Origin of the sequence: Nonomuraea purpurea, assembly GCF_042650645.1 — a bacterium.
Classification (GTDB): domain Bacteria; phylum Actinomycetota; class Actinomycetes; order Streptosporangiales; family Streptosporangiaceae; genus Nonomuraea; species Nonomuraea purpurea.
Genome location: NZ_JBHSBI010000007.1, coordinates 261414 through 285717 on the forward strand (window position 1 = coordinate 261414; position 24304 = coordinate 285717).

Below are 24304 nucleotides of genomic sequence, written 5' to 3' on the forward strand. Positions count from 1 at the left end.
AGTGCCCGACTACCCCTTGAGCTGGCAGGCCCGTGCGTTGACCGGTCTCATGAGAGGGACGGTGAAGCCGGCCTCCAGTTTGCTGATGCGCCATCCGCTGGCCCTCATCGGCGCGGCCCGCCTCGGCGATCTCGCGCGGCTGGTCAACGTGCCGCATCCGCAGCACGTCACGGTCCTGCCCGCCGAGCTCTCCGCGTGCGGCGGCGAGTGGGTGCGGGGCGGCCACCGGCTCGACGAGCGCAAGGTGGCGCTCTACTTCCACGGGGGCGGATACTTCTCCGGTTCGCCGCGCACGCACCGCTCGATCACCTGGCGGCTCTCGGCGGCGGCCCGGCGGCCCGTGCTGGCGCTCGACTACCGGCAGGGGCCCGTCCACAAGCTGGCCGACTCCCTGGCGGACGCGCTGGACGCCTACGACTGCCTGCTGGGGCGCGGCCACACCCCCGAGGACATCGTCTTCGCGGGGGATTCGGCGGGCGGCCATCTCACGCTGGCCACGCTGCTGGCGCTGCGCGACGCGGGGCTGCCGCTGCCGGCCGCGGCGATCTGCCTGTCGCCGTGGGCGGACCTGACCGACTTCCCGCGCCGGGCGAACAGCTGGCAGGATCCGCTGCTCCCGGCCAGCCGGGTGCGCTGGCTGGCCCGCCGCTGGACCTCCGGCCTGGACCCCAGCGACCCGCTCGTCTCGCCGGTGAACGGGGACTTCACGGGGCTGCCGCCGCTGATGATCGTGACGGGCTCGACCGAGGTGCTGCGGGACGAGGCCAGGCGGGTGGCCGAACGGGCGCGCCTGGCGGGGGTGCCCGTCCGGTACGAGGAATGGCGGCGCATGCCGCACGTGTTCCCGATCCTGGCGGACGTGGTGCCGGAGGCGCGGCTGGCGTTCCGGCACATGGGCCAGTTCCTGCGCGCGGTGGCGGCCAGGCCCGCTTCGATCGGGGGTTCGGCGGCGGCCTGATCAGGGGTGGCCTGTCCCTTTCGCGGACGGGGGCGTAGCCTTGCCAAATCAGAAACGTGTAAGGTTAGGTATACCTAACTTGCTCTGGGGGCTTTCCGGATGGCTGAGAAGACCAAGGACCACCACCGAGGTGCCGTCCTGCGGACCGAGCGGATCTCTCCGCACATGATCCGCATCGTGATCGGCGGCGACGGTCTGGCCGACTTCGCCACCTCAGGACTCACCGACCACTACGTGAAGATCGTTTTTCCGTACGAGGGGGTCGAGTATCCCGAGCCGTTCAGCGTCAAGACCTGCCGCGAGACGATGCCGCGCGAGCTGTGGCCGAGGCTGCGGACCTACACCGTACGCGCCTGGGACCCTGACACCCGCGAACTGACCATCGACTTCGTCGTCCACGGCGACTCGGGGCTGGCCGGGCCGTGGGCCGAGCGGGCCGCGCCCGGCGACGTGGTGTTCCTGCTGGGCCCCGGCGGCGGCTACGCGCCCGACCCGGGCGCCGACTGGCACCTCCTGGTGGGCGACGAGAGCGCGCTGCCCGCCATCGCGACCTCTCTGGAGTCGCTGCCTGACGGGGCCGTGGCGCACGTCCTGCTGGAGGTGGACGGCCCCGAGGACGAGCAGAAGCTCGAAACCGCCGCCGACGCGCGGGTCGTGTGGGTCTATCGGGGTGAGCGGCCGGTGGGGGAGCGGCTCGTGACGGCGGTGCGCGGGCTGGAGTTCCCCGACGGTGAGGTGCATGCGTTCGTCCACGGGGAGGCGGGGTTCGTCAAGGAGCTCCGCCGGTTCCTGCGGCTTGACCGGGGGATCGGGATGGATCGGCTCTCCATTTCCGGATATTGGCGGACCGGGGTTGACGACGAGGGCTGGCGCGCGGCCAAGGGCGACTGGAACCGCCAGGTCGAGGCCGAGGAGTCCGCCTACGCCGGCTGAACAATCCGGCGCCACGTTTAATAAAGAATGCACACGTTTGACCTAGAGTGCACACGTTAGATCGCGGCTGACAATTCCGGAACATAACTGTCAGTCCGGCCGTTCGAGGCTTACGTGATCACGCGTTGGCCCTGGTTCGGGGCAGGAGTGACGGCGGCGGGAATCGCCGTGACAGGGTGGGCGTACGCCGACTGGTTGTCCGCGCCCTCCGAGCCGGGGCAACCGGTTGTGGCGGGGCTGGTGTTCGGCCTGGGCGTGCTGATGATGATCCCGCTGGTGCTCACGCTGGTCAGCGCCTTTCGGTACGCCTGGCGTCGAGAGTCGCTGCGCGACTTCGAGCTGGATTTGCTGAACCGGGAAATCAGCTACGCGCGACGGCAGGCCTGGAGGCGTGCCGTGCTCCAGGCGGTGCTGGGCGCTTACGGCTGGTCGCAGGCGCCGGCGGCGTTCGAGGACGGGTTCCCCGAGCTCGGGGTGGTCGGGTTCGCCGCCGGGCAGACCGTTGTGGTGGCCGGGCTGGTCGTGGCCGCGATTCGGCTGAGGGGCACCGCCTGGATGGAGCAGTCGGTCGGTGGCGCGGCCCCGGCGACGGCGGCCGGTGCTGGGCCTGGGTCTCCCGGTGGTGCCGATGAGGGCGTAGAGCCGGGGGCGTCGGTCGGTGCCGGTAGGGGCAAGTGGCCGGTGCGGGTGGTCCACGTCGTGGCCGGTGCGGTCGGCGGGCTGGGGGTGGGGGCGGTGGCCGTGCTGGCCGCGTTCCTGGCGGTGACGTTGCTCCCCGTCGACGCCGTCACCGCCGAGCGGGCCGTCAAGCCGTCGGCGGCCATTCCCGCCGCGGTCAGCAGGGTCGCCTGGGAGTGGGAGGCGCCGAGCCTGATACAGAACGCTGTCCCGGCGGGCCCCGGCGTCGTGGTCCGGGTCCGTGACGGCGTCGTGGCCTTGGACACCGCCACCGGCCTGCCGCGCTGGCACTACCGCAGGCCAGGCGCCTACGCTGGCCAGCTCTTCGGCGCACCCGACGGGGGCACGGTCATCGTCACGTTCAGCGTGACGAACGACAGCACGAGGGTGGTGACGTTGGACGCGTACACCGGAAAAGTCCGCTCCCAGCGCGACAGGTCGGCCGGAGGCATGGGAGGCTTCCACGGCGTGGCGCTGACCTCGCGCGGTTTTGCCCAGCAGTCGGGACCGAGCGAACTGGTCGGCTTCGACCTGGACGAGCACCGGGTGCGCTGGCTGTACGAGCTTCCGGACGACTGCAGGTTCGCCGGCGACTCCAAGTTCGCGCGATACGTGGCGCTGCGAGACGTGATCGCTGTGATGTTGATGTGCCGTCCAGATGAGAATCTACACGTTCCGTGTCCTCGTGACGACGAGGTGGACATGAAGATCAGGGTCGTCGCCCTGGACCCCGCCGACGGCCGCCAGGTCTGGCGTCAAGAGCACTTGACGAGCGCCGACCCCTCCTCCTTGGACATCCGCGCCGCCGCTGACGGCGACGCTCTGGCGGTGCTCACAGGAGGGCAGGACTTCCTGCTGTCCCAGGCGGACGGCAAGGTCATCGGGGACCTCGACCTGGATGCCCTGCCATACCACCTGGAGGAGCAGCGCACCGCCTTCGACGGCTACGTCGGCTTCGGCGCCGATGGCCTCCTGACCACCGACAGGAAGAAGCCCGGGCCGAAGTCGTACCGGTGGGAGCCGTTCGGCGCGGGCGAGCAGAAGCAGGTGTCGCTCCCCAAGCCCCCTGACCTGTCGCAGTGGACGGACACCCTGCCCCTCCGAGACGTCCTGCTCTGGACGATCCCGTTAATGCGCGGGAAGGAGACGGCGTCCATGACCGTGGTCGCCACCCGCTGGGACACGGGGGAGACGGTGCGGTTCCCTGACGTCGTCGAGTTCGTCTATCACCGGGGCGAGGGGCGCCTACCCTGGCCGAGGGGGGCTCCGTTGCTGGAGACCCCGGGAGCGATCACGGTCGTCCAGGGCGACGGCTCGAAGGTCGTGGGGCTGGCCGGTTGAGGCGGTGGCTAGGCGGCCACGGTGAGCATGGGAGGGCGTTCGCCGATCGTGACGTCCCTGCACAGCACGTCGTGTCCAGCCGGCCCCCTCCTGAACTGCGACAACTGCTCGGCGGGCGGATGGCCCTCCTGGATCTTGCCCTGGCGCCGCAGGCGTGACCAGGCGGCGAGCATGATCTGGGCGGCCATGCCGCCGAGCGCCTCGGTCGTCTGCGGGGTGTGCTCGCGCGAGCCCAGGTCCACCTGGGCGAAGGCGTCCAGCCCTGCCAGTTCCAGCAGGTCGATCAGCAGTCCGAGCTCGACCCCGTACCCGGTCAGGAACGGCACCCGTTCCAGGGCCGAGCGCCGGCCCGCGTACTCTCCGGACAGCGGCTGGATGAAACCGGCCAGCTGGGGCCAGTGCAGGTTGATGAGCGGGCGGGCGACGAGTTCGGTGACGCGCCCGCCGCCGTTCGGGGTGCCGTGCAAGGGACGGTCATAGCAGCCTTTGGCGTAGACGATGGTGGGGTCGGTGAGGAGCGGGCCGAGCAGGCCGAATATCAGTGAAGGGTGAAAATTTTGGATATCGGCGTCGGAGAACACGACCAGGTCCCCGGTGGTGACCGCCAGCGACTTCCACAGCGCCTCCCCTTTGCCGTCCAGCGGCTTGAGCTGGGGCAGGATCTCGTCCTGGGCGTACACCGAGGCCCCGGCCAGCGAGGCCACCAGCGCGGTGTCATCGCAGGAACGGGAGTCGATGACCACGACCTCGTCCACGAGCCCGTCCAGCTCGCGGCGGATGATGCGGACGATGTCACCGACGGTGTCGCGTTCGTCACGGGCGGGGAGCACCACGCTGACCGTGGTCTGCCCCTTGGCGGCAAGCAGTTCGCGGATGGGCCAGTCTGCGGCGGATGACAAACGGCGCCGCAACCAACCGGACACTTCTGGGAGCATGCGACACCTCCCCCCCGAATCCCCACATTTCAGCTTAAGTGGTGGTGGCGTGCCTCTCCAGGAACGTATACACATCGGCCTCGTCCACCCCGGGAAACGACCCCGGCGGCAGCGCGGCCAGCACGTGGGAGTTGGCGCGCGCCGACGGCCAGGCGTAGCCCTCCCAGCGCTCGGCCAGCTCGGCGGGCGGGCGGCGGCAGCAGTCGCCATTGGGACAGTTGGACTTGGTGCGGTTGGTGGTCTCGCGCCCCCTGAACCAGCGCGACTCCTTGTACGGCACCCCCAGCGTGATCGCGAAGTCCCGCTCGCGCGACGGATCGACGTGCGCCACGCAGAAATACGTGCCGGTGGGCGAGTCGGAGTACTGGTAGTACACCGAGAACCGGTCCGGCGAGGCGAACACCTGCCGCCCCGACCACTGCAGGCACATGCGTTGCCCCTCGATGGCGCCCTGCTCGTCGGCGGGGAAGACGATGCCGTCGTTCTCGTAGGCCTTGTAGATGGTGCCCCCGGCGTCGTTGCGCACGAAGTGGCAGACGAGGCCCAGGTGGTGGGTGGCCAGGTTGGTGAAGCGGTGGGCGGCCATCTCGTACGAGACCGCGAACACGTCCCGCAGGTCCTCCACCGACAGCGCCCGGTCGGCCTTGGCCTCCTGCAGGTAGAGCACGGCGGCCTTCTCGGGGACGAGGACCGCGGCGGCGAAGTAGTTGGCCTCGGTGCGCTGGCGCAGGAAGTCGGCGAAGTCGCGCGGCTTGTCGTGGCCGAGCGCCAGGTGGCCGAGCGTCTGGAGCAGGATCGTGCGCGGGGTGTGCATGCCGAGCTGCTCGTGTTTGACGTAGATGCGGCGGTGGCGCAGGTCGGTGATGGAGCGTACGGAGCGGGGCAGATCCTGCGCGGTGTGCACGGTGTAGCCGAAATGCGTCACCAGGCTCTGGATCATGCTCTGCGACAGGGCGCCCGTACGGTAGCCGACCGCGTCCAGGGCCACGGCGGCGGCCTTCTCGATCTCGGGGAAGTAGTTGCCCACCTCCCGCTGCCTGCGGCGCAGCTCGGCGTTGGCGACCCTGGCCTCCTCGGGGGTGGCGGTGCCGCGGGCCTGCCTGGCGCGCAGCTCCTCGTACAGGCCGAGCAGGTGTTCGAGGACGTCGTTGGGTACGCGCGCGGAGACCTTCAGCCGGGGCAGCCCGAGCCCGGCGTAGATCGGGTCGCGCTGCGCCTCCTCCAGCGCGATCTCGAGCTGGGCGCGGCGGTTGGGCGGCTGGCGGCGCAGCAGCTCCTCGACGGGCACGCCCAGCGCGGCGGCCAGCGCCTTGAGCAGCGACAGCTTGGGCTCGCGCTTGCCGTTCTCCAGCAGCGAGAGCTGGCTGGGCGCCCTGCTGACGCGCGCGCCCAGGTCCGACAGCGTGAGGCCGCGCTGTTTGCGCAGGTGGCGAAGGCGCTGGCCAAACGCGATGAGATCCAGCTCCTGTGTCAAAGACAGCGGTTCTTCGCCGAGCAAGGACGCCATGGCCGCATCTTAGGCAGAAAATCCGCTCATTTTCTAGCCTTCGCTGTCGCCGGGGCCGTGTCGGATGATTGGTCTAGTCCAACGGGAAAACTTGCGATTTCTTCCCCACTGAATACCCGTGAGTAATGCTCAGTCTGAGAATTTTGAGCGTTCTTCTCAAGGTGGCGGGCTGTTGAGCGGCATCAGCGAGGGCACACACTCGGCGTGAGCCCCAGGGGACGACGAAGGAGCGGACCATGACTGATCGCCTCAAGGGAGCTGCGGAGCAGCTACAAGACGACTGGGACAACGACCCTCGCTGGGAGGGCATCGAGCGCACGTACGGCGCGCAGGACGTGATCAGGCTGCGTGGCAGCGTCCAGGAAGAGCACACGCTGGCCAGGCTCGGCGCGCAACGCCTGTGGAACCTGCTGCACACCGAGGACGCCGACGACTACGTCAACGCCCTCGGCGCGCTGACCGGCAACCAGGCCGTGCAGCAGGTGAGGGCGGGGCTGAAGGCCATTTACCTGTCCGGCTGGCAGGTCGCCGCCGATGCCAACCTCGGCGGGCAGACCTACCCGGACCAGAGCCTGTATCCGGCCAACTCCGTCCCGGCCGTCGTACGCCGGATCAACAACGCGCTGCTGCGCGCCGACCAGATCACCTGGTCGGAGGGCGTGGACGGTGCGCCGTACTGGCTCGCGCCGATCGTGGCCGACGCCGAGGCGGGATTCGGCGGGGTGCTGAACGCCTTCGAGCTGATGAAGGGCATGATCGCGGCAGGGGCCGCGGGCGTGCACTGGGAGGACCAGCTCGCCTCCGAGAAGAAGTGCGGCCACCTGGGCGGCAAGGTGCTCATCCCGACCGGTCAGCACATCAAGACCCTCAACGCCGCCCGCCTGGCCGCCGACGTCTGCGGCGTCCCCTCACTGATCGTCGCGCGGACCGACGCACAGGCCGCGACGCTCCTGACCAGTGACGTGGACCCGCGCGACCAGGGCTTCACCACCGGCGAGCGCACCGCCGAGGGCTTCTACCGGGTCAGGAACGGCCTGGAGGCGTGCGTGGCCCGTGGGCTGGCGTACGCGCCGTACTCGGACCTGCTCTGGATGGAGACCGGCACGCCGGACCTGGACGTCGCACGCGACTTCGCCGAGGCGATCAAGGCCGAGTACCCCGACCAGATGCTCGCCTACAACTGCTCGCCGTCGTTCAACTGGAAGAAACACCTGGACGACTCCACGATCGCCAAGTTCCAGCGGGAGCTGGGGCACATGGGGTACAAGTTCCAGTTCATCACGCTCGCCGGCTTCCACTCGCTCAACTACGGCATGTTCGACCTGGCCCAGGGCTACGCCTCCGACGGCATGCCGGCGTACGTGGAGCTGCAGGAGGCCGAGTTCGCCGCCGAATCACGCGGCTACACGGCCACCCGGCACCAGCGCGAGGTCGGCACCGGCTACTTCGACCTGGTCAGCACCGCCGTCGCCCCCGACTCCTCGACCACCGCCTACAAGGGGTCGACCGAGGAGGAGCAGTTCGCGCACTGACTCTCCGGGCTCGCCGGCCACCTCCAGGGCATGGGATGGTTCCCCCGGCGAACGGGCCGCGCCAGTTCCCCCAGCACTGGCGCGGCCCTTTTCCGCGCCACCATCGCCCGAGCCCACTGGAACGGCTGACTGAGGTCCGCCGCGCTGGCCCGAATGGCTCGGCGGCAACGGACGCTTGGCCGGTCAGGCGCCCGTATGGGAAAGGGGCCTGCCGCCGGGCAGACAGAGGGCATGGGCATCAGAATCGTGGTGGGGCTGAGCGACGACGCGGCCCCCAGCAAGGTCGCCGAGCAGCTCCTCGAGGCCGGGGCGGAGGAGATTCTCCCGGTACGCGCGGAGCTGCCGCGTGTCCTGGTCGCCCTGTTCCCGGACATGCTCGGCCCGCGAGCCGCCGCGGAGGAGGCCGCACGCGTGACAGGGGTGGCCTACGCGCGGCCGGACACGCCTGAATCTGAGACGTGAGCGGATGGGGGCATTCCTGTGTGCGGCTACCCACCGGTAAGGTGTTACCGCTGGTAACTATCGAGGGGTGCCGCCCATGTTCAGCCTGGAGCTCAGCGACGATGTGATCGAGGTACGCGACTGGGTCCACACCTTCGCCCGCGACGTCATCCGGCCCGCCGGCGCCGAGTGGGACGAACGCGAGGAGACCCCCTGGCCCGTCATCCAGGAAGCGGCCAAGATCGGCCTGTACTCCCTCGACTTCTTCGCCACGCAGTGGTTCGAGCAGAGCGGGCTGGCGCTGCCCGTGGCGTTCGAGGAGATCTTCTGGGGCGATGCGGGCATCGGCCTGGCCATCGTCGGCACCGGCCTGGCCGCCGCCGCCCTGGCGGCCAACGGCACCCCCGAGCAGATGGGGGAGTGGCTGCCGCTGATGTTCGGCTCGCCGAGCGACGTCAAGCTCGGCGCCTTCTGCGCCTCCGAGCCGGACGCCGGCTCCGACGTCGGCGCCATCCGCACCCGCGCCGTCCACGACCGCGGCGACTGGGTGCTCAACGGCGTCAAGACCTGGGCCACGAACGGCGGCATCGCCGAGGTCCACGTCGTCGTCGCCTCCGTCGACCCGTCGCTCGGCACCCGAGGCCAGGCGTCCTTCGTCATCCCGCCGGGCACCCCGGGACTGTCCATGGGCCAGAAGTTCCGCAAACACGGGATCCGCGCCTCGCACACGGCCGAGGTCGTCCTGGACGACGTCCGCATACCCGGGTCCTGCCTGCTCGGAGGCAAGGAGAAGCTGGACGCGCGGCTCGCGCGGGTGCGCAACGGGGAGCGGGCGGGGGAGCAGGCGGCGATGCGCACCTTCGAGACCACCCGCCCGTCGGTCGCCGCGATGGCCGTGGGCATCGCCAGGGCCGGCTTCGAGTACGCCCGCGACTACGCCCGCGAACGCGAGCAGTTCGGCCGCAAGATCGGCGAAAACCAGGCGATCGCGTTCCTGCTCGCCGAGATGGCCACACGGGTGGACATGGCCCGGCTGCTGACCTGGCGGGCCGCGTGGATGGCCCGCCACGGCCGGCGGTTCGAGCAGGCGGAGGGGTCGATGTCGAAGCTGGTGGCGGGGGAGACGGCGGTGTGGGTCACCGAACAGGCGATCCAGATCCTGGGGGGCGCGGGTTACACCAGGGAACATCCCGTTGAGCGGTTCCACCGAGATGCCAAGATCTACACGATTTTCGAGGGCACGTCGGAGATCCAGCGCCTGATCATCGGCCGGGCCGTCACCGGTCTGCCGGTGCGGTGAGAACTTCGCACGTCAGAGAGGTGGCATGGCGACGGGCCAGTCGCCACGCCACACGACCATCGATCGTCACGCCCCCGCCCGCATGCACGCGGGTGTGCTCTGGCAGAGCAGCCGTCGTGCGGATTCGACGGTGTGTAGTAGTTTCCGCGGCCCGACCGGCTGCAGTACGCGTACGCCGTGACCGGGCTGATTCCCCTGGGGCAGCAGCCGACGCGCTTGTCGAACCCGCCCGAGACGTCTATCCACGACGATCAGAGCAGGCCAGGACGGCAACCGGGCAATCGCCGGACGTTCGCCCAGCTTCCGCACCGCGGGCTCGCCAAGAGCACGGCCGGTTCGGGAGATGATCAGCCGAACCAGGTGGCCAGGGCGGTGGCCAGGGTGTCGGCCGGTTGCGGGTCGGCCTTGGTGGAGACCCAGGCGGTGTGGCCGTCGGGCCGGATCAGCAGCCCCTCGAGGTCGGGCCGCTCCGGACAGAGGACCTGGTAGGTGTCCACGCCGGGGTGCTCGACGCGGTCACCGCACGTCAGGAACACCGGGCGGGCGGGCCGGAGCAACTCGGCGACGCTGGTGTGCCGCTCGCCGATGACGAGCTTCAGGTTCGGCGCGAGCCTGCCCAGCCATGGGTGGTCGCCGGGGACCTTCGGGTCGTAGCGGGTGCTCACCCCGGCCGCCAACTCCGCGAGGTACTTGCCCACCTGCGGCAGGCCGGTCAGCTCGCCGAACAGGTCGCGTACCGGATCGAGGCCGGGATCGCGGCGTCCGAGGAGGGCCTGCGCGCGGGTGTCGCGCAGGACGCGCGCCCCGGCCTCGTGCCGTTCCCGGTGGTAGCTGTCCAGCAGGCCGCCGGGTGCGCGGCCGAGCTCGGCGGCGGCCAGCTTCCAGCCGAGGTTGACCGCGTCGGCCAGGGCCACGTTCACCCCGAGCGCACCGGACGGCGGGTGGATGTGCGCGGAGTCGCCGGCCAGCACGACGCGGCCCGCGACGTAGCGGTCCGCCTGCCGGGCGGCGTCGGAGAACCGGGTGAGCCAGCGCGGGCGGGTCAGCGCCACCGGACGGCCGAGCGTGTCGTCGAGGATCCGCCCGAAGTAGGCCGGTTCAACCGGTTCGTCGCGGTCGGCGGGCGGGGCCGGCTCGTCGAGCACGATCCGTACGTAGCCGGGCCTCGGGATCACGAACACCCTGCCGCGCTCGCCCTCGGTCACCCCGAACGGCAGATCCGAGGGGTCGGCCAGTTCGATGTCGGCGAGCAGGCCGTACATGGTGGCCGGTGTGCCGGGGAAGCCGATCCCGGCGAGCTTGCGCACGGTGCTGCGGCTGCCGTCGCAGCCGGCCAGGTGGCCGGCCCGTCTGCGTTCCCGCCTGCCGCCCGCCTCGACGGTCACCACCACCCCGTCGCCGTCCTGCTCCAGGCCGACCAGCTCGTGCCCCCACGACACCGCCACGCCCAGCTCCGCCAGCCACTCCTCCAAAAGCTGCTCGACCCTGGTCTGGGGGATGCCGAGCACGTAGGGGTGGTCGGTGTCCATCGCGGTCAGATCCAGAGGGCGGCTCGGATCGGCGAACATCCCGAACGGGACCGTCGGGCCCTCCGCCAGGAAACGGCCCGCGATGCCACGCCGGTCCAGCAGTTCCAGGCTGCGGGCGTTCAGGTTGAAACCCCGGCAGTACGGAGAGCGGCGCGGCAGCCGGTCGATCACGGTCACGCTGACTCCGGCCAGCGCGAGTTCGCCGGCGAGCATCAGCCCGGCCGGCCCTGCCCCCGCCACCAAGACTCCCACCGAACCTCCCGCGTCGTCGTTCGCACTGCCGGCCTTGATCGTCCTGCTCGCCTTCATCGGGCTCCTGAGGTCACTTGGGGTTGTGGGGTCGCTCGGGGTTCGGGGGCCGCTGGGGTTGCCGGGGTTCATCAGGACTCCTCCGGGGTGTGGATCCAGCCGGGTTCGACGTCCGGCCAGGCCAGCCGGCCCGTCTCGATGTCGCCGGCGATCTCCTCCAGCCAGCCGAGCTCGGCCTCCCGCATCCGCACCGCGTACTCGGCCTCCACCACGAACAGGCGCGGCACCTGCCCGGACGCCTCTCGGTGCGCCTGCCGGAGCTCCTCCAGCGACGCCCGCACCCGTCCGGCCCGCTCCCGCAGCGCCGACACCGCGCCGTCCGGCCCGAGCGCGCCGAGATAGGCGACGGCCGAGACGAACTTCGGATACTCCTCGGCGGGAACGCGGACCAGCTCGTCCACCCAGCGCACGAACTCCTCGCGCCCGGACTCGGTGTGCTGGTAGACGGTCCGTTCGGGACGGGCGCCGACCCGGACCGTCTCCCGCGCCTCGATCCACCCGGCCTTCTCCAGCGCCCTGACCACGTCGTACAGGGAGCCGGTGGTCACCTTGAACATCCGGTCCATGCCGCGTTCGCGCAGGGTGGCGACCATGGCGTGGGGGTGCATGGGGGCCTCCACCAGCAGCCCCAGGACCGCCAGGCCCAGCGGGTTGCGTCGATTACTCGTAGCCAAACGATCGCCTCCAATTAGTCGGCTCCGAGTATTAGGCCGCGAGCGCCCCCTGTCAAGCCGTGGATCATCGCGCAGGGGACGGTGCCGCCGACCGGGGGTTGCCGCAGTCATACCCATGCGGGGCCGTGGGGCGGGCGGGGGTGCTCGCGCAAGGTGAAGGCCGGCCGTTCGAGACGTGCCGGCTCAAGCTTTTGGTGGGCTGGTTGTGACATGTGACTGCCCGGCTCGATCGCGAGCCGGGCAGGCGGGTACGAAAGCCTTTGGCGCCCCAGTCGGTTTCCCGGACTGGGGCATGTCGAGATTAGAGCTTTTTGTCCGTTTTGTATAGATGTGTTGTGTGTGCGTAGCGAAGGCCGAGCGTCTGGAGGAGTGGCCGGGAACGCGTGGTCGAGGCGGCTTGGCGATCAGGAGTAGAAGTGCATGACGATGGCCAGCCCGACGAAGTGCATGAGCACCACCACGGCGATCAGCGTCACGAACACGAACTTGGCCGGCCCGTGCTCGAAGTGCTTGCCCTCCTTCAGCGGCGGCAGCTTGGCCTGGCGTTCGGCGATACGCTCTTCCAGCGGCTTGCGGTGAAACACGGGGATGTCCTCCAGGGCCGGCTCGCGGATGGCTTGCGTGCAAGTGGTTGGTGTACTATTAGTTTGTACACCAAGTAATTTAGCAGAGGCAGTCGGAGGTGCCCACCGATGGAGCCTGTGACAGAGACAACAGACGACCCCCTGGCGCTGGAACGGCAGGTCTGCTTCGCCCTCAGCATCGCCTCCCGCAGCGTGATCGGCCTGTACCGGCCGCTGCTGCAGCCCATGGGGCTGACCCATCCGCAGTACCTGGCCATGCTCGCGCTCTGGCAGCACGAGCCCCTGTCGGTGAAAGAGCTGGGCGAGCTGCTCCGGCTCGACCCGGGCACCCTGTCGCCGCTGCTCAAACGGCTCCAAGCCCTCGGCTACATCCACCGCGAGCGCAACACCGCCGACGAGCGCGCTCTCGCCGTGACCCTCACCCCCGCCGGCAGGCAGCTCAGGGCGGAGGCCGAGAAGATCCCGCCGGCCATCGTGGCCCGGCTCGGCATGGAGATCGAGGAGCTGCAGGACCTGCACCGGGCGCTGATGAGGGTGATCGCGGCCACACGCGGCACGGAGGACGGCTGAACGCTCTGACCGCGCGTGTCACCGACGACGGCACCGGCCGCCCCGCCGTCGTCTCCGACCGCGGCGGGAACGGCTTGATCAGCATGACCGAACGTGTCAGGCTCTACCAGGGAAAGATCACCACGAGCTGGTTCGAGGTTCTGGCGGCCTTTCCGCTCTCTGCGTCCGAGGAGGACGATCCGACCTGAGGCAAGGCGATGATCAAGGTCCTTGTGGTGGACGACCAGGTGCTCATCCGGGCCGGTCTGGCCGCGATGCTGCGCGCCTCCGGGCTCGATGTGGTGGGGGAGGCCGCCGACGGAGCAGAGGCCGTGCGGCTGGCCGCCGACCTCAGACCCGAGGTGGTCCTCATGGACATCCGCATGCCGGGCATGAACGGCATCGCCGCCATGGAACGCATCCTCGCCGACGCCGGGGGCACGCCGCCCAAGGTGCTCATCCTGAGCACGTTCGACCTGGACGAGTACGTCTACAACGCGCTGCGGACAGGCGCCAGCGGCTTCCTGCTCAAGGACACCCCGCCCGGCCGCCTGATCGCGGCCATCCACACCGTCGCGGCGGGAGACGTGCTGCTGGCGCCGAGCGTCACCAAACGCCTGATCGAGACGTTCGTCTCCCCGCCGAGCCCGGCCGCCCCGGTGCTCGACGCCCTGACCGCCCGCGAGACCGAGGTGCTGCGCCTGGTCGGCCACGCGCTGTCCAACAAGGAGATCGCCGAGCGGCTGGCGGTGAGCGAGGGCACCGTCAAGACCCACCTGAACCGGCTGATGGCCAAGCTGGGCCTGTCCAGTCGCGCGCAGGTGGTCGTGCTGTCCTACGACTGCGGCCTGGTCAAACCCGCCTCCCGCTGAACGTGGGGGTCAAGCGCTCGGGGCGACGCACGGCGAGGGATCGTCGAGGGCGTCGAGTTCGGTCCTGGCCCGCTCCAGCCAGAACGGCGAGCCGATCCGCTCCCAGATGCGCGTCGCCTGGATGAGGTAGTGGCGCGCGGACCCCGTCTCCTTCTTGGCCATGGCGGCGTGGGCGAGTCCGCGCAGCACCATGGCCTCGCCGAAGCGCTGCCCGCAGGCCCGGTAGACGGTCAGGCTGTCGTACAGCAGCCTGATGCCCTCCGCCGTGTCGCCGTGCCGGATGCGCAGGTCGCCCACGCAGCGCATGGCATGCGCCTCCACGAGCCGGTCGCCGAGCCGCGCGCCGACCTCCCCGGAGTTGCGGAAGTGCTGCTCCGCGCTGGCGTGGTGGCCGTCGCCGTTGTCGGCCGAGCCCAGGCAGCGCAGCGCCCGCGCCTCACCGGCCAGGTAGCCGGCGCGGCGGCTGAGCCGCAGGCACGCGGCGAAGCGCGCGCGGGCCTGCGCCCACTGGCGGCGTTCCAGAAGCATGATGCCAAGGCCGTGCACCGCGTACACCTCGCCGGGGACGTTGCCCACCTGCCTGCACAGCCGCTCGGCCCGCGAGAAGCACTCGGCGGCCTGCTCGTTGCAGCCCGTCAGCCGGTGCACGTAGCCGAGCCCGGACAGCGTGGCCGCCTCGTACCTGATGTCGCCGATCCGCCTGGCGTGCTCGAGCGCCTCCTCGAAGCAGTCGGCGGCGACCGGGTAGCGGTCCTGGATGGTGTGCAACTCGCCGAGGTTGCGCAGCATCGCCATCGCGGAGGCGTCGTCGCCCGACCGGCGGGCGGCCCGCAGCACCTGTTCGTGCGTGCTCCGCCAGTCGGCGAAATAGGTCCTGGCCTCGTAGAAGACCGCGAGCGCCGCGGCCAGCCCGGCGGCGGCGCCGGGCGCCCCGGTCGCCGCGGCCCTGACGACGACGGCGCCGAGCGGCACGCGTTCCGCCTCGAACCACGCCATCGGGTCGGCCACCAGCCTGCGGGACAGCGCCTCCGGCAGGCTCCACGCGGGCGCCACCCTGGGCGCGGCCTCCACGAACCCGCTCCCGAACTCCTGCTCGGCCCGCGTGGCCAGATCCAGGTACGCGCCGCACAGGCGCTCACCGGCCGCCCGCCGCCGCTCAGCCGGTACCCGCGCCAGGGCCTGCTCCCTGCCGTAGAGCCGGACCAGGTCGTGCAGGCGGTAGCGGCCGCTGCCCGCGGGCAGCAGCAGGTTCATGCCGACCAGCTCGTCGACGATCCGCTCGGCGTCCGACGGCGTGGCGTCAAGCAGGGCCGCCACCACCCAGCCGGCCACGTCCTGAGCCGGCAGCAGCACGCTGAGCAGGTGGTAGGCCTCCCGGGCCGGCGCGGACAACTCCTGGTCCGCCGAGGCGAGTGCGGTCCTGACGGCCAGGTCCTCGACCGCCAGTTCGTCCAGGCGGCGGCGCTGGTCGCGCAGGGAGGCGCTGAGCTCGGCCGGCCTGCGCTGGCTGTTTCCCGCCAGGCGGGCGCCGGCGATGCGCACGGCCAGGGGCAGGTACCCGCAGCGGCGCACGATCCTGGCGGCCGAGGCCGGGTCGGCGGCCACCCGCTCGGCGCCCGCGGTGGCGGCGAGCAGGGCCAGCGCCTCGTCGAGGGGCAGCGGCGCCAGCCGCACCCGTTCGGCGTCCACACCGGTCAGGGCGCTGCGGCTGGTCACCAGCAGCGCGCAGCCCGGCGAGGCGACCAGCAGCCGCCGCACGTCCGCGGCGCTCACCGCGTCGTCCAGGACGATCAGCACCCGCCGTCCCGCCAGCACCGACCGGTACGTGGCCAGCCGTTCCGCCTCCCCCTCCGGGATGGCCGCGCCGGCCAGACCCAGCCCGCGCAGCAGCGTCGCCACGGCCTGCCCGAGCGGCACGGGCGCGCCGGACGGGCCGCGCATCGGCAGGAACAACTGCCCGTCGGGGTATCGGTCGCGGACGTCCTGCCCGACGTGCACGACGAAGCTGGTCTTGCCGATGCCCGGCGGGCCGGTCACCACGATGACGGGGGATTGTTCGCCTGGGCCGCTGGTGGCGGACAGGCAGGACAGGACGTGGGCGCGTTCGCCGGCGCGGCCGATGAAGGCGGGAACGTCGGGAGGCAACTGGAAGCTCGGAACGGGCACCAAGGCGCCGGTGGGCTGTGAGCGCGGCTGCCTGTTCTCCTCTGGCAGCGGCCCGTCCTGCGCGGGGGAGCCCACCTCGCCGTGCGGTGGCGCATGGGGTTGGTTGCCGCCGTGAGAGGCCGCCGGGCCGGGGAAGGCCATGCCGGGGTGCGGTGCGTTCATGAGCGTCGTGCCGGCGTGATCCAGGAGTGCCGTGCCGGGGTGAGGCTCGTCCAGGAGCGTCGCGCCGCCCTGCAGGATGGCCGTCTCCAGCTCGCGCAGCCGGGCGCCCGGCTCGATGCCGAGTTCGGTCGTGGTGATGCGCCAGCCCTCGCGGTAGACCCGCAGCGCGTCGGCGGTCCGGCCGTTGCGGTGCAGCGCCAGCATCAGGCGGTAACGCAGGCCCTCGTGCAGGGGATGCGCCGAGCAGAGCTCGTCCAGTTCGGGGATGAGCTCGCCGTCGCGGCGGGCCGCGTGGTGGGCGTCGGCGAGTAATTCGATCGCGGCCAGGCGCCGCTGCTTCAACTGCTCGGCCGCGTCGGCGGCGAACGCCGCGCGCAGGCCGTCCAGCCCGGCGCCCCGCCACAACGACAGCGCCTCCCGCACCGCCGTGATGGCCTCACCGGCGTTGCCGTCGTCCAGAAGCGTGCGGGCCGAGCCGGCCAGTTCGTCGAAGACGTCCAGGTCGACGCTGCTGGGCGGCGGCTGCAGGACGTACCCGGCGGGACCGGTGCGCAGCATGTCACGTCCGGCGCCCACCGACTCCAGCAGTCCGCGCAGGCCCGCCACGTGCGCGTGAACCTGGGCACGCGCGGTCGCGGGCGGCGTGGCGCCCCAGATGCCGCCGACGATGCGGCCCATGGGGACCAGCCGGTTCCTGCGCAGGAGCAGCAGGGCGAGCAGGGCCTGCCGTTTGGGCGGCCCCACGGGCACCGGCGCGTCGTGGACGATCAGCTGAAGCTCACCGAGCATCAGGAACCTCACGTCGCAACCACGTCTTCCACAGTAGCCGGAACCGATCAACGCCCATTCTGGGCTGAAGCGATCATGGGCGCCAACTTTCGATCATTTGGGGTCCATAGCCGATCCATAGCCGGTCCATCAATCGCCTCTGCCAGCATGACCGCCAGGGAGACCGCGACGGAGCGTGCGAATGGGGCCACGCGGCGGCCCGGGCTCGCCCGGTACGGCATCAGACCGCGCTGATAAGGCGTTTCGCCCCATCGACATGCCATCACGCAGCGGCCTCCCCTTTCCCTGAGACGACCCCTTGGAGGCGCCAAGCGATGACACGTGTCAAGACCTCGATCATGTTCGCCGTGCTGCCGCCGGCCTGCTCGGCGCATCAGATGATCGGGCGGGCCGCCCCGGCCTCCACCTCGACGCCGTCGAAGCCCGGCGAGCTCTTCGGCTTCCTGGCGAAGGCACGCTGATGGTCTACAGGAAAACCAGCGAGAGCTGGCCCTGGGCTCCGCTCGTCGAAGGCGCCCGGGACACCGACTGGCCGCACGTGTGCGCACACGCCGCCCACCTCCTCGTCCCCGTGCTCGGCTACATCCGCCGGCCGCCCGACGGGCTGATCAAGGCGGCGCTCGGCCATCCGGCGCTCGTGGCCGCGCTCGCGTCGAACAACAACCTCGCCGACTGGGGCGAGGACATCGTCGACGAGGTCACCGCGGCCGCTTTGGAGCAGGTGGACGACCGCATGGTGGCGCGGCTGGTGCGCAACCCGGCGACGTCGCGCAGGCTCGACGTGTGCGCGCGGGTGGCCGCCTCGGGGAGCGTGCACGCCGTGTTGCACGGGTACGACCTGAAGATGGCGGCCTCGGGCAGCCTGCATCTCCGGGCCGACGACGTGCCATGGACCCTGCGGACACGGCGGGTGCTGTTCGCCGCCGCGACCCGGTTCGACGCCAACGAGCAGGTCGTCGCGACGCTGATGAGGACCGTCGAGACCGCCCGGCCGCTGGTCGTCTCGCCGCGTCCGGACCTCGTCCACCAGGTGCTCGACACCTACGGCCCGCTGCTGACCGAAGAGGAGCAGCTCCGCGCCGTCCTGTCGATCTGGCGGCACGGCGGCGGCGCGGCCGCGGTCGCCGCCCTCGACACCACCGGTCTGCGGCCGGACGTTCGGGAAGTGGTGGCGGAGGTCGACATCGACGTGCTGCGGGTCGCGCTCGCGCAGGCGAAGGGCACCTGCGGCGCCATCCGAGAGCTACGCGACCCGGACACGCGTGATCACGCCGACCGGCTGAGCATCCGGGAGCGGCTCGACTGGTACACCATCCGCGCCACCGACGACCACGAGCCCTTCAACGCGCCCGCGTCGGCGGCCCTGGCCGCCCGCCCCGACTGTCCCCGCGACTTCCGCCTCCTGCTGTACGCCCGCCACCTCGCCGCGACCGCCCGGCGACTCCTCGACACCGTGCCCGTGGACTGGGACGCCCTGCGCGAACTCGACAGACTCCGGCCGCTGGGGGAGGAGGCCGCCGCACGGGCGGCGGCCCGCCGCGACTGCCCGGAGGGGCTGCGGATCACGCTGCTGCGGAGGTTCCCTCAGGCGGTCGCCACGCACACCTCGGCCCCGACCATCGCCCTGCTGAAGGCCGCCACCCCGGAGATGGCTGGTGCGGAGCGCGACGACGGTTCGCCCGGCCTCCATGACATCGTCGGCCTTCTGGCCGGTGAGGGGCTCGCGTCCGGCACCATGAGCGGGGAGGAACTGCTCGCCGTAGGACGCCCGGCCGTGGCCGTTCTGGCGGCGACCAGGCACCGCCCGCGCCTGCCCGTCTCGGAACGTCCCGGCGCGGGCCGATCGAACACCTGGCCGCAGTTCCGCGCCCGGCTCGCCGAGCGCGTCAGCGCACGGCTCGGGACGGACGTGGCCGCCTGGCGGGCACTGGCCGCGCAAATCACGACATTTCCTGGCACGATCCCCGAACTCCTCAACGCCGTCGCCCCCACCACGCCGGCCCCCGAAGCCGCCGTCATCCTCCCCCCAACCGGGTCCGACGCCTGGGAGGCGTTCCTTTCGATGCTCGGTGCCGCCCCCGACGGCACCCGTACCGCGCTGTGGCCCCATCTCGACGACGTGACGCTGCGTGCTCTCATCGCGGGCGAGCCGGAGGCGGCCGAATGGGCGGCGCTGGCCGCCACCCCGGGCCGGGTACGGGAGGCATGGCTGGAGGGGATCCCGTCCGGGGTGAAGCCGGGGCCGCTGCGCGAGCTGGACGCGTGCGCGACCCCGCAGGAGCATCGGTCCCGATGGTCGCATCAGTCCCGGTGGTTCCGTCAGCGCATCAGGGGCAGGGTCCCGCAGTTGCGGATGTTCCTGGACGTCTGGGACCGGTTCGGCGCCGAGGCGGTGGCCGAGCTGCTCGGCGAGCGCAAGGTGCGGCAGGACTGCCGCACCACCGGCGACCACGTCGCCGGCCTGCTGTCCCGCGAGGACGGAGTCGAGGCACTCCGTACCGAGGTCACCCGGGGGGAGACCCCCGAGGCCCAGATCGAGGCGTGGCGCACCCGCCGCGACCTGGCCACCCTCGTCGAGGAGACCCACAGCTGGCACTGGCGGGCCCTGCTGCGCGAACACCTCGACCGGCCGTTCCCGCCGACCACCGTGTGGTGGATGGCGAAGGCGTACGAACGTCCCGGATCGTTGCTGCAGGAAGCAGCCAGGATCCTCCCGAAAGGCGTGTGTTCCGCCTACACCAGGCTCATGGCGGGCGAACACCCCGAAAAGGTGCTCATCGCGCACGCGGCCGACGAGCCGCGCCGCAAGAACGACAAGTGGGTGACCGGCGCCGTCCGCGCCGGGAAGGTCACCTGGGATCAGGCGCTGGAACACGCCCACCCGGCCGCGGAGGTGCTCCGCCAGGTGTACGAAGAGCTCCACGCCGCCCCCAGGGAGCTGATCGAATTGATGCGCGACACCGTCAAGGACGACGCCGACGCCTGGATCCGCGCCGCCCGCCTGCTGCCCGACTTCCAGGGCAGCGTCGCCGACCTGCTCCGCACGGCCGCGTACCCCCGGACGTGATCGCCGAAAGGATCCGGGCATGGCGGGTGATGACCGGCCATGCCCGGATTATCTACTTCAGCCCGTACGCCCGTTGGACGGTCTGCTCAACCGTGTTGCCCTCGGCGTCGGTGGCCTGCGCCCTGATCCCCACCGTCCCGGTCGTCTGGGCCAGCGGCGGAGGGGTGATGGTCGCCTGCCCCGACGAAACCCGCACCGGCGTCCAGTGGGCGCCGTCGTCGAAGGTGACCGAGACCTTGAGCTGGGTGAGCTTCGCGTCGTTGCGCCCGAACGTGCCGTAGTAGCCGGTCACGCGGATCCGGTGTGCGACGCCCGCTTTGAGCCGGTTGTCCAGGTCGAGCGGCGCGTCGTAGCGCAGGTTGAGCTGCCTGGTCGTCTCGCAGGGCTCGACCTTGCCCGTCACGAACCAGCCCAGACAGAGCCCGCCGTTCATCGAGGTTATCCCGCCGGTCGGCTGCTTGCTCTTGAACGTCCACGCGCTCTCGACGTCTCTCGCGTACCGTTGCAGCGGGTGCGGGGTGCGGAAGGAGTCCGTCATCCGGTAGCGGGTCTCGGCCTGCGGCAGTGTGAACGTCGGCACGGTCAACGCGACGATCCCCAGCACGGCCTTGGCCTCGACCAGCGGGAGCTCCTGACCATCACGGTAGAGGCGCAGCTCGTCCCTGCCGCCGTGCTTGTCGCTGGAGCCGTTGGCGGCGTAGGTGAAGGTCTCCCCGTGGTTCGGCTCCGGCCCCACTACCGGCACGATCGGCATGAACATCTCACCCATCCGGCACGGGAAGCACTCCGCGGCCCCGATGGCGTAGACCTCGTCGGAGACGACCAGGCTGCCGGGCACCCGCGGTTGTTTCCCCCATGCCTCGGTCCGCGTCCCGGCGGAGGTGAAGACGTTCCTGGCGGGGACCTGCATCGCGGTCTTGCTGTGGTACTCCGTTCCCTCGTCGTAGGTGATCGTGGTCGTGCGGTTCCAGAGGACGTCGGGGGAGACGGGGCCGACGTACTCGGTCAGGGTGGTCTGCGAGCGCTGCCGGTGTTCCATCGACGCGGGGGTGGAGTATCGGCCTGACCGGGTCGAGATCGACGCCTGCGTGCTCAGCTCCGCCATGCCCGGCCGGTCGGCGTGGAAGCGGTCATTGATCTTCTGCAGCCGGTTGGCGCCGATGGAGTAGCTCAGGTTGGAGGGGATCCGGCCGAGTTCGGGCAGCACCAGCGAGTACAGGTACGGCGTCGACGCGGTGCCGTCGGCGCTGACCGTCACCGTCCTGCGGGCGGCCAGGGCGGACAGCGCGCGGCCCTGCTCGGCCGTCAGGCTCATGGTCGGCACGGGGTAGGTCGGCCACGAGCCCGCCGGGTCGAGGAAGGCCCGGTTGACGGCCCCGTACCCGAGCACCGCCGTGGCCCCCGCCTGCGCGGCGGCCCTGACCCGGTCCAGGGCGTTGCCCGAGCAGGCCATCGACGGGCAGAGGTCGGACACGTCGAGCAGGACGAGCTTGCCTCGCACGTCCAGGCGGCTGAAGTCGCGGCCGTCACGGGCGTCGACGAGCGTGAGCGTGCTGCGCCCGTCGAGTTTGCGCGTCTCCGGCGTCACGTCCAGGTAGCGCGGCTCGATCGCGGGCCCGCCGCGCACCTTCATGGTGATGGCGGGGGCGCCGAGCTGGTAGCGGCCGGCCAGGGTGAAGCTGCCCTGGGTGACCTTGCGCGTGGGCAGCAGCACGTAGTTGTCCAGGCCGTACACGGGATAGGCGGACGACACCTCGCCCCAGGCGCCCGTGGCCCCGATGCGCTTGAAGGCGTACTGCGAGCGGTTGACCTCGTTCGGGAGCGGTGTGCGCACCGAGACCTCGCGCGCCTTGCGCAGGTCGAGTGTGACCGTGGTGTCCCCGGTGATCTCGATCTCCGGGTCGGCGGGCAGCGACTGGACCCACTCGCCGTTCCTGCCCCGCCAGGCCAGCGCGGACATCACGCTGTAGGTGCCGGGGTAGACGACCGTCTCGCTCTCGGCGCCCGACGGCGGAAGGTAGACGGAGACGAGGTCGTCACGGTCGTCGGTCCGCAGCAGCATCCACGGGATCTCCGTCGGGCTGGTGGCCCCGTCCGGCAGCACCAGTCGCGTGCGCACGGTGAGCCTCTTCGGTTCGACGAACGCGCCGACGGCCGAACTCACCTGGGTCTGGCCGTCCGAGGCCTGGACGAAGCCCTCGTACCAGGTGTCGGGCCCCTTCGGGTCGAACGTGACCGTCACCTGCGCGCTCCCGCGCGCGGGGACGGTGACCGTGTTCCTGTCGACCGACAGCGTGCTCTTCGGGAGGGCGCCGCCGCGGTGGGCCGTGACGCCGGTGCTCAGCGTCAGCGTCACGGGCTGGTCGCCGTCGTTGACGTAGGTGAGCGGCCTGGTCACCGGGCCGCTCTGCGGCGAGGACAGGAAGCCGAAGTCGAGGCTGCCCTCCGCCCGTACCCGCTGCTTGACGGCGCGCGCCACGTCCACGCGCCCGGCGCCCTGCTCGTAGGCGCCCGCCTCGCTACGCTTGGCGGTGCTCGTCAGGGCGGCCTTGAGCTTGGCGTTGTTCCAGTCGGGATGCTGGCCTGCCAGCAGCGCGGCGGCGCCGGCGACATGCGGGGTGGCCATCGAGGTCCCCGAGGCGCTGGTGTGGGTGTCGTCCACCGGCGCGCCCATGGACGTGCCGCGCGCGCGGGCGGCGACGATGTCCACGCCGGGCGCGGAAAGGTCGGGCTTGAGGCCGTAGTTCACGGCCGTGGGCCCCCTGCTGGAGAAGGAGGCCGTCTTGTCGGCCCCGTCCACCGCGGCGACGGTCAGCGCGGACGGCGCCGTGCCGGGCGAGCCGATCGTCCGGCTGGCCGTGTCGTTGCCCGCGGCCACCACGAACAGCGCCCCCGACTCCTTGCTGAGCCGCTCCAGCGCCTGGTCGGTCGGGCTGTCAGGGCCGGGGCAGCAGCCGCCGAGGCTCATGTTGACCACCCGGGCCTGCTGGGAGACCGCCCACTCCATGCCGGAGATGATCTCGGACTCGTAGCCGCTGCCGCGGTTGTTGAGAACCTTGCCCACCAGCAGCGAGGCCTTGGGCGCGACGCCGGTGTAGCGGCCGCCGTTGCCCGCGATGATGGAGGCGACGTGCGTGCCGTGGCCGTGGCCGTCCTGCGCGCTCGTCTCCGAGGTGAAGTTGGCCGTGGCCGCGATCCGGCCCGCCAGGTCGGGGTGCTCGGCGTCCACGCCGGTGTCGAGCACGGCCACCTTGACGCCCTCGCCGCTCAGCCCGGCCGCCCACGCCTCCGGCGCGCCGATCTGCTTGACGCTCTCGTCGAGCGTGGCCCGTACCCTGCGGTCCAACCAGACCTTGCCCTTCCCCGCCCGAGCCAGGTCGAGCGCGGACAGGAACGTCCCGGCGTCCTTCTTGTCCACCTTCACGGCGGAGGCGTCGATGCTGGACAGCGGGCGCGCCGCGGCGCGAATGCGCTGCACGGACGCGCCCTGCACGATCACCGGCAGGCCGGCGCTCTCGGCGTCGTCGTATCCGTTGTCGGCCAGGTAGGCCACGTCGAACAGGCCGCGGTCCAGGCGGCCCGCCGACAGCAGGTCCATCACGTCGGTGGGGTAGACGAAGTAAGAGTTCCGTTCGCGGACGGACATGAAGGACACCGGCCTCCCGTCGGGCCGCTTGGCCGGCTCGACCTGGGGCTGCGGGCTGCCGTCCGGGCCGGTGGTGTAGGTCACCACGTCCCCGGTGATCAGGGTGATCTTCTTCGGGCCCTGGCCTCCGATGCCGGCGATCGGCGCGGCAGGTGGCGGGGCCGGAGGGGCAGTCGAGGTCGGAACGGCCATTCCGGTGGAAAGCAGCACGCCCAACGTGGCAAGCAACCGACGGATCATGGTTCTCCTCGGTGGTGATCAAATCCCCGGGAACCATGACAGATCGCAGTAAAGTCGCGGAAGGAGAAATCTTGTCCTATTCCCGTCATAGA

The 24304-nt window shown here is 71.1% G+C and carries 17 protein-coding genes; 10 read left to right on the forward strand and 7 right to left on the reverse strand.

What is annotated here, in order from left to right; all coding sequences use genetic code 11:
• Nucleotides 1-85: 85 nt before the first annotated feature.
• From ACFOY2_RS16555 to ACFOY2_RS16565, 3 genes are all read left to right on the forward strand, one after another.
• Complete coding sequence (locus ACFOY2_RS16555; protein ID WP_379528907.1) at nucleotides 86-958, forward strand: alpha/beta hydrolase; 873 nt, start codon at nucleotides 86-88, stop codon at nucleotides 956-958.
• 99 nt (nucleotides 959-1057) lie between these two features.
• A complete protein-coding gene (locus ACFOY2_RS16560; RefSeq protein WP_379528908.1) occupies nucleotides 1058-1891 on the forward strand; it encodes a siderophore-interacting protein in 834 nt (277 codons plus the stop codon).
• Nucleotides 1892-2005: 114 nt separating this feature from the next.
• A complete protein-coding gene (locus ACFOY2_RS16565; RefSeq protein ID WP_379528909.1) occupies nucleotides 2006-3910 on the forward strand; it encodes an outer membrane protein assembly factor BamB family protein in 1905 nt (634 codons plus the stop codon).
• Between the two features lie 8 nt (nucleotides 3911-3918).
• Here the strand turns inward: ACFOY2_RS16565 and ACFOY2_RS16570 are convergent, their stop codons facing one another.
• A complete protein-coding gene (locus tag ACFOY2_RS16570; protein WP_379528910.1) occupies nucleotides 3919-4845 on the reverse strand; it encodes a glucosyl-3-phosphoglycerate synthase in 927 nt (308 codons plus the stop codon).
• 34 nt (nucleotides 4846-4879) lie between these two features.
• A complete protein-coding gene (locus tag ACFOY2_RS16575) occupies nucleotides 4880-6352 on the reverse strand; it encodes a helix-turn-helix domain-containing protein (RefSeq protein WP_379528911.1) in 1473 nt (490 codons plus the stop codon).
• A 236-nt stretch (nucleotides 6353-6588) separates the two neighbouring features.
• Between ACFOY2_RS16575 and aceA the strand changes: the two genes are divergently transcribed.
• The 3 genes from aceA to ACFOY2_RS16590 all read left to right on the forward strand — a co-directional run bounded on the left by aceA (nucleotide 6589) and on the right by ACFOY2_RS16590 (nucleotide 9625).
• Nucleotides 6589-7884, forward strand: coding sequence for an isocitrate lyase (gene aceA, locus ACFOY2_RS16580; RefSeq protein WP_379528912.1), 1296 nt, complete (start codon nucleotides 6589-6591; stop codon nucleotides 7882-7884).
• Between the two features lie 231 nt (nucleotides 7885-8115).
• Nucleotides 8116-8346, forward strand: a complete 231-nt coding sequence (locus tag ACFOY2_RS16585; RefSeq protein WP_379528913.1) for a hypothetical protein — start codon at nucleotides 8116-8118, stop codon at nucleotides 8344-8346.
• Nucleotides 8347-8422: 76 nt separating this feature from the next.
• The gene (locus ACFOY2_RS16590; RefSeq protein WP_379528914.1) at nucleotides 8423-9625 is read left to right on the forward strand and encodes an acyl-CoA dehydrogenase family protein; all 1203 of its coding nucleotides are present in this window, start codon (nucleotides 8423-8425) and stop codon (nucleotides 9623-9625) included.
• Between the two features lie 347 nt (nucleotides 9626-9972).
• Here the strand turns inward: ACFOY2_RS16590 and ACFOY2_RS16595 are convergent, their stop codons facing one another.
• The 3 genes from ACFOY2_RS16595 to ACFOY2_RS16605 all read right to left on the reverse strand — a co-directional run bounded on the left by ACFOY2_RS16595 (nucleotide 9973) and on the right by ACFOY2_RS16605 (nucleotide 12721).
• Complete coding sequence (locus ACFOY2_RS16595) at nucleotides 9973-11463, reverse strand: FAD-dependent monooxygenase (protein ID WP_379528915.1); 1491 nt, start codon at nucleotides 11461-11463, stop codon at nucleotides 9973-9975.
• Nucleotides 11464-11534: 71 nt separating this feature from the next.
• Complete coding sequence (locus ACFOY2_RS16600) at nucleotides 11535-12137, reverse strand: helix-turn-helix transcriptional regulator (RefSeq protein WP_379528916.1); 603 nt, start codon at nucleotides 12135-12137, stop codon at nucleotides 11535-11537.
• 404 nt (nucleotides 12138-12541) lie between these two features.
• Nucleotides 12542-12721, reverse strand: coding sequence for a hypothetical protein (locus ACFOY2_RS16605; protein WP_379528917.1), 180 nt, complete (start codon nucleotides 12719-12721; stop codon nucleotides 12542-12544).
• Nucleotides 12722-12829: 108 nt separating this feature from the next.
• Here ACFOY2_RS16605 and ACFOY2_RS16610 point away from each other — a divergent pair, with 108 nt between their 5' ends.
• Both ACFOY2_RS16610 and ACFOY2_RS16615 read left to right on the forward strand, forming a co-directional pair.
• Nucleotides 12830-13291, forward strand: coding sequence for a MarR family winged helix-turn-helix transcriptional regulator (locus ACFOY2_RS16610; protein WP_379528918.1), 462 nt, complete (start codon nucleotides 12830-12832; stop codon nucleotides 13289-13291).
• 197 nt (nucleotides 13292-13488) lie between these two features.
• Nucleotides 13489-14142, forward strand: coding sequence for a response regulator (locus tag ACFOY2_RS16615; RefSeq protein WP_379528919.1), 654 nt, complete (start codon nucleotides 13489-13491; stop codon nucleotides 14140-14142).
• Nucleotides 14143-14151: 9 nt separating this feature from the next.
• On the opposite strand, the gene ACFOY2_RS16620 is transcribed toward ACFOY2_RS16615, so the two are convergent.
• On the reverse strand, nucleotides 14152-17259 hold the full coding sequence (locus ACFOY2_RS16620) for an AfsR/SARP family transcriptional regulator (protein ID WP_379528920.1): 3108 nt from the start codon (nucleotides 17257-17259) through the stop codon (nucleotides 14152-14154).
• A gap of 314 nt (nucleotides 17260-17573) precedes the next feature.
• Here ACFOY2_RS16620 and ACFOY2_RS16625 point away from each other — a divergent pair, with 314 nt between their 5' ends.
• Nucleotides 17574-17720, forward strand: a complete 147-nt coding sequence (locus ACFOY2_RS16625; RefSeq protein WP_379528921.1) for a hypothetical protein — start codon at nucleotides 17574-17576, stop codon at nucleotides 17718-17720.
• A complete protein-coding gene (locus ACFOY2_RS16630) occupies nucleotides 17720-20326 on the forward strand; it encodes a hypothetical protein (RefSeq protein WP_379528922.1) in 2607 nt (868 codons plus the stop codon). The genes ACFOY2_RS16625 and ACFOY2_RS16630 overlap by 1 nt, the downstream gene beginning before the upstream one ends.
• A 52-nt stretch (nucleotides 20327-20378) precedes the next feature.
• On the opposite strand, the gene ACFOY2_RS16635 is transcribed toward ACFOY2_RS16630, so the two are convergent.
• Entirely contained in the window at nucleotides 20379-24212 is a 3834-nt protein-coding gene (locus tag ACFOY2_RS16635) for a S8 family peptidase (protein WP_379528923.1), read from the reverse strand.
• Nucleotides 24213-24304: the final 92 nt, after the last annotated feature.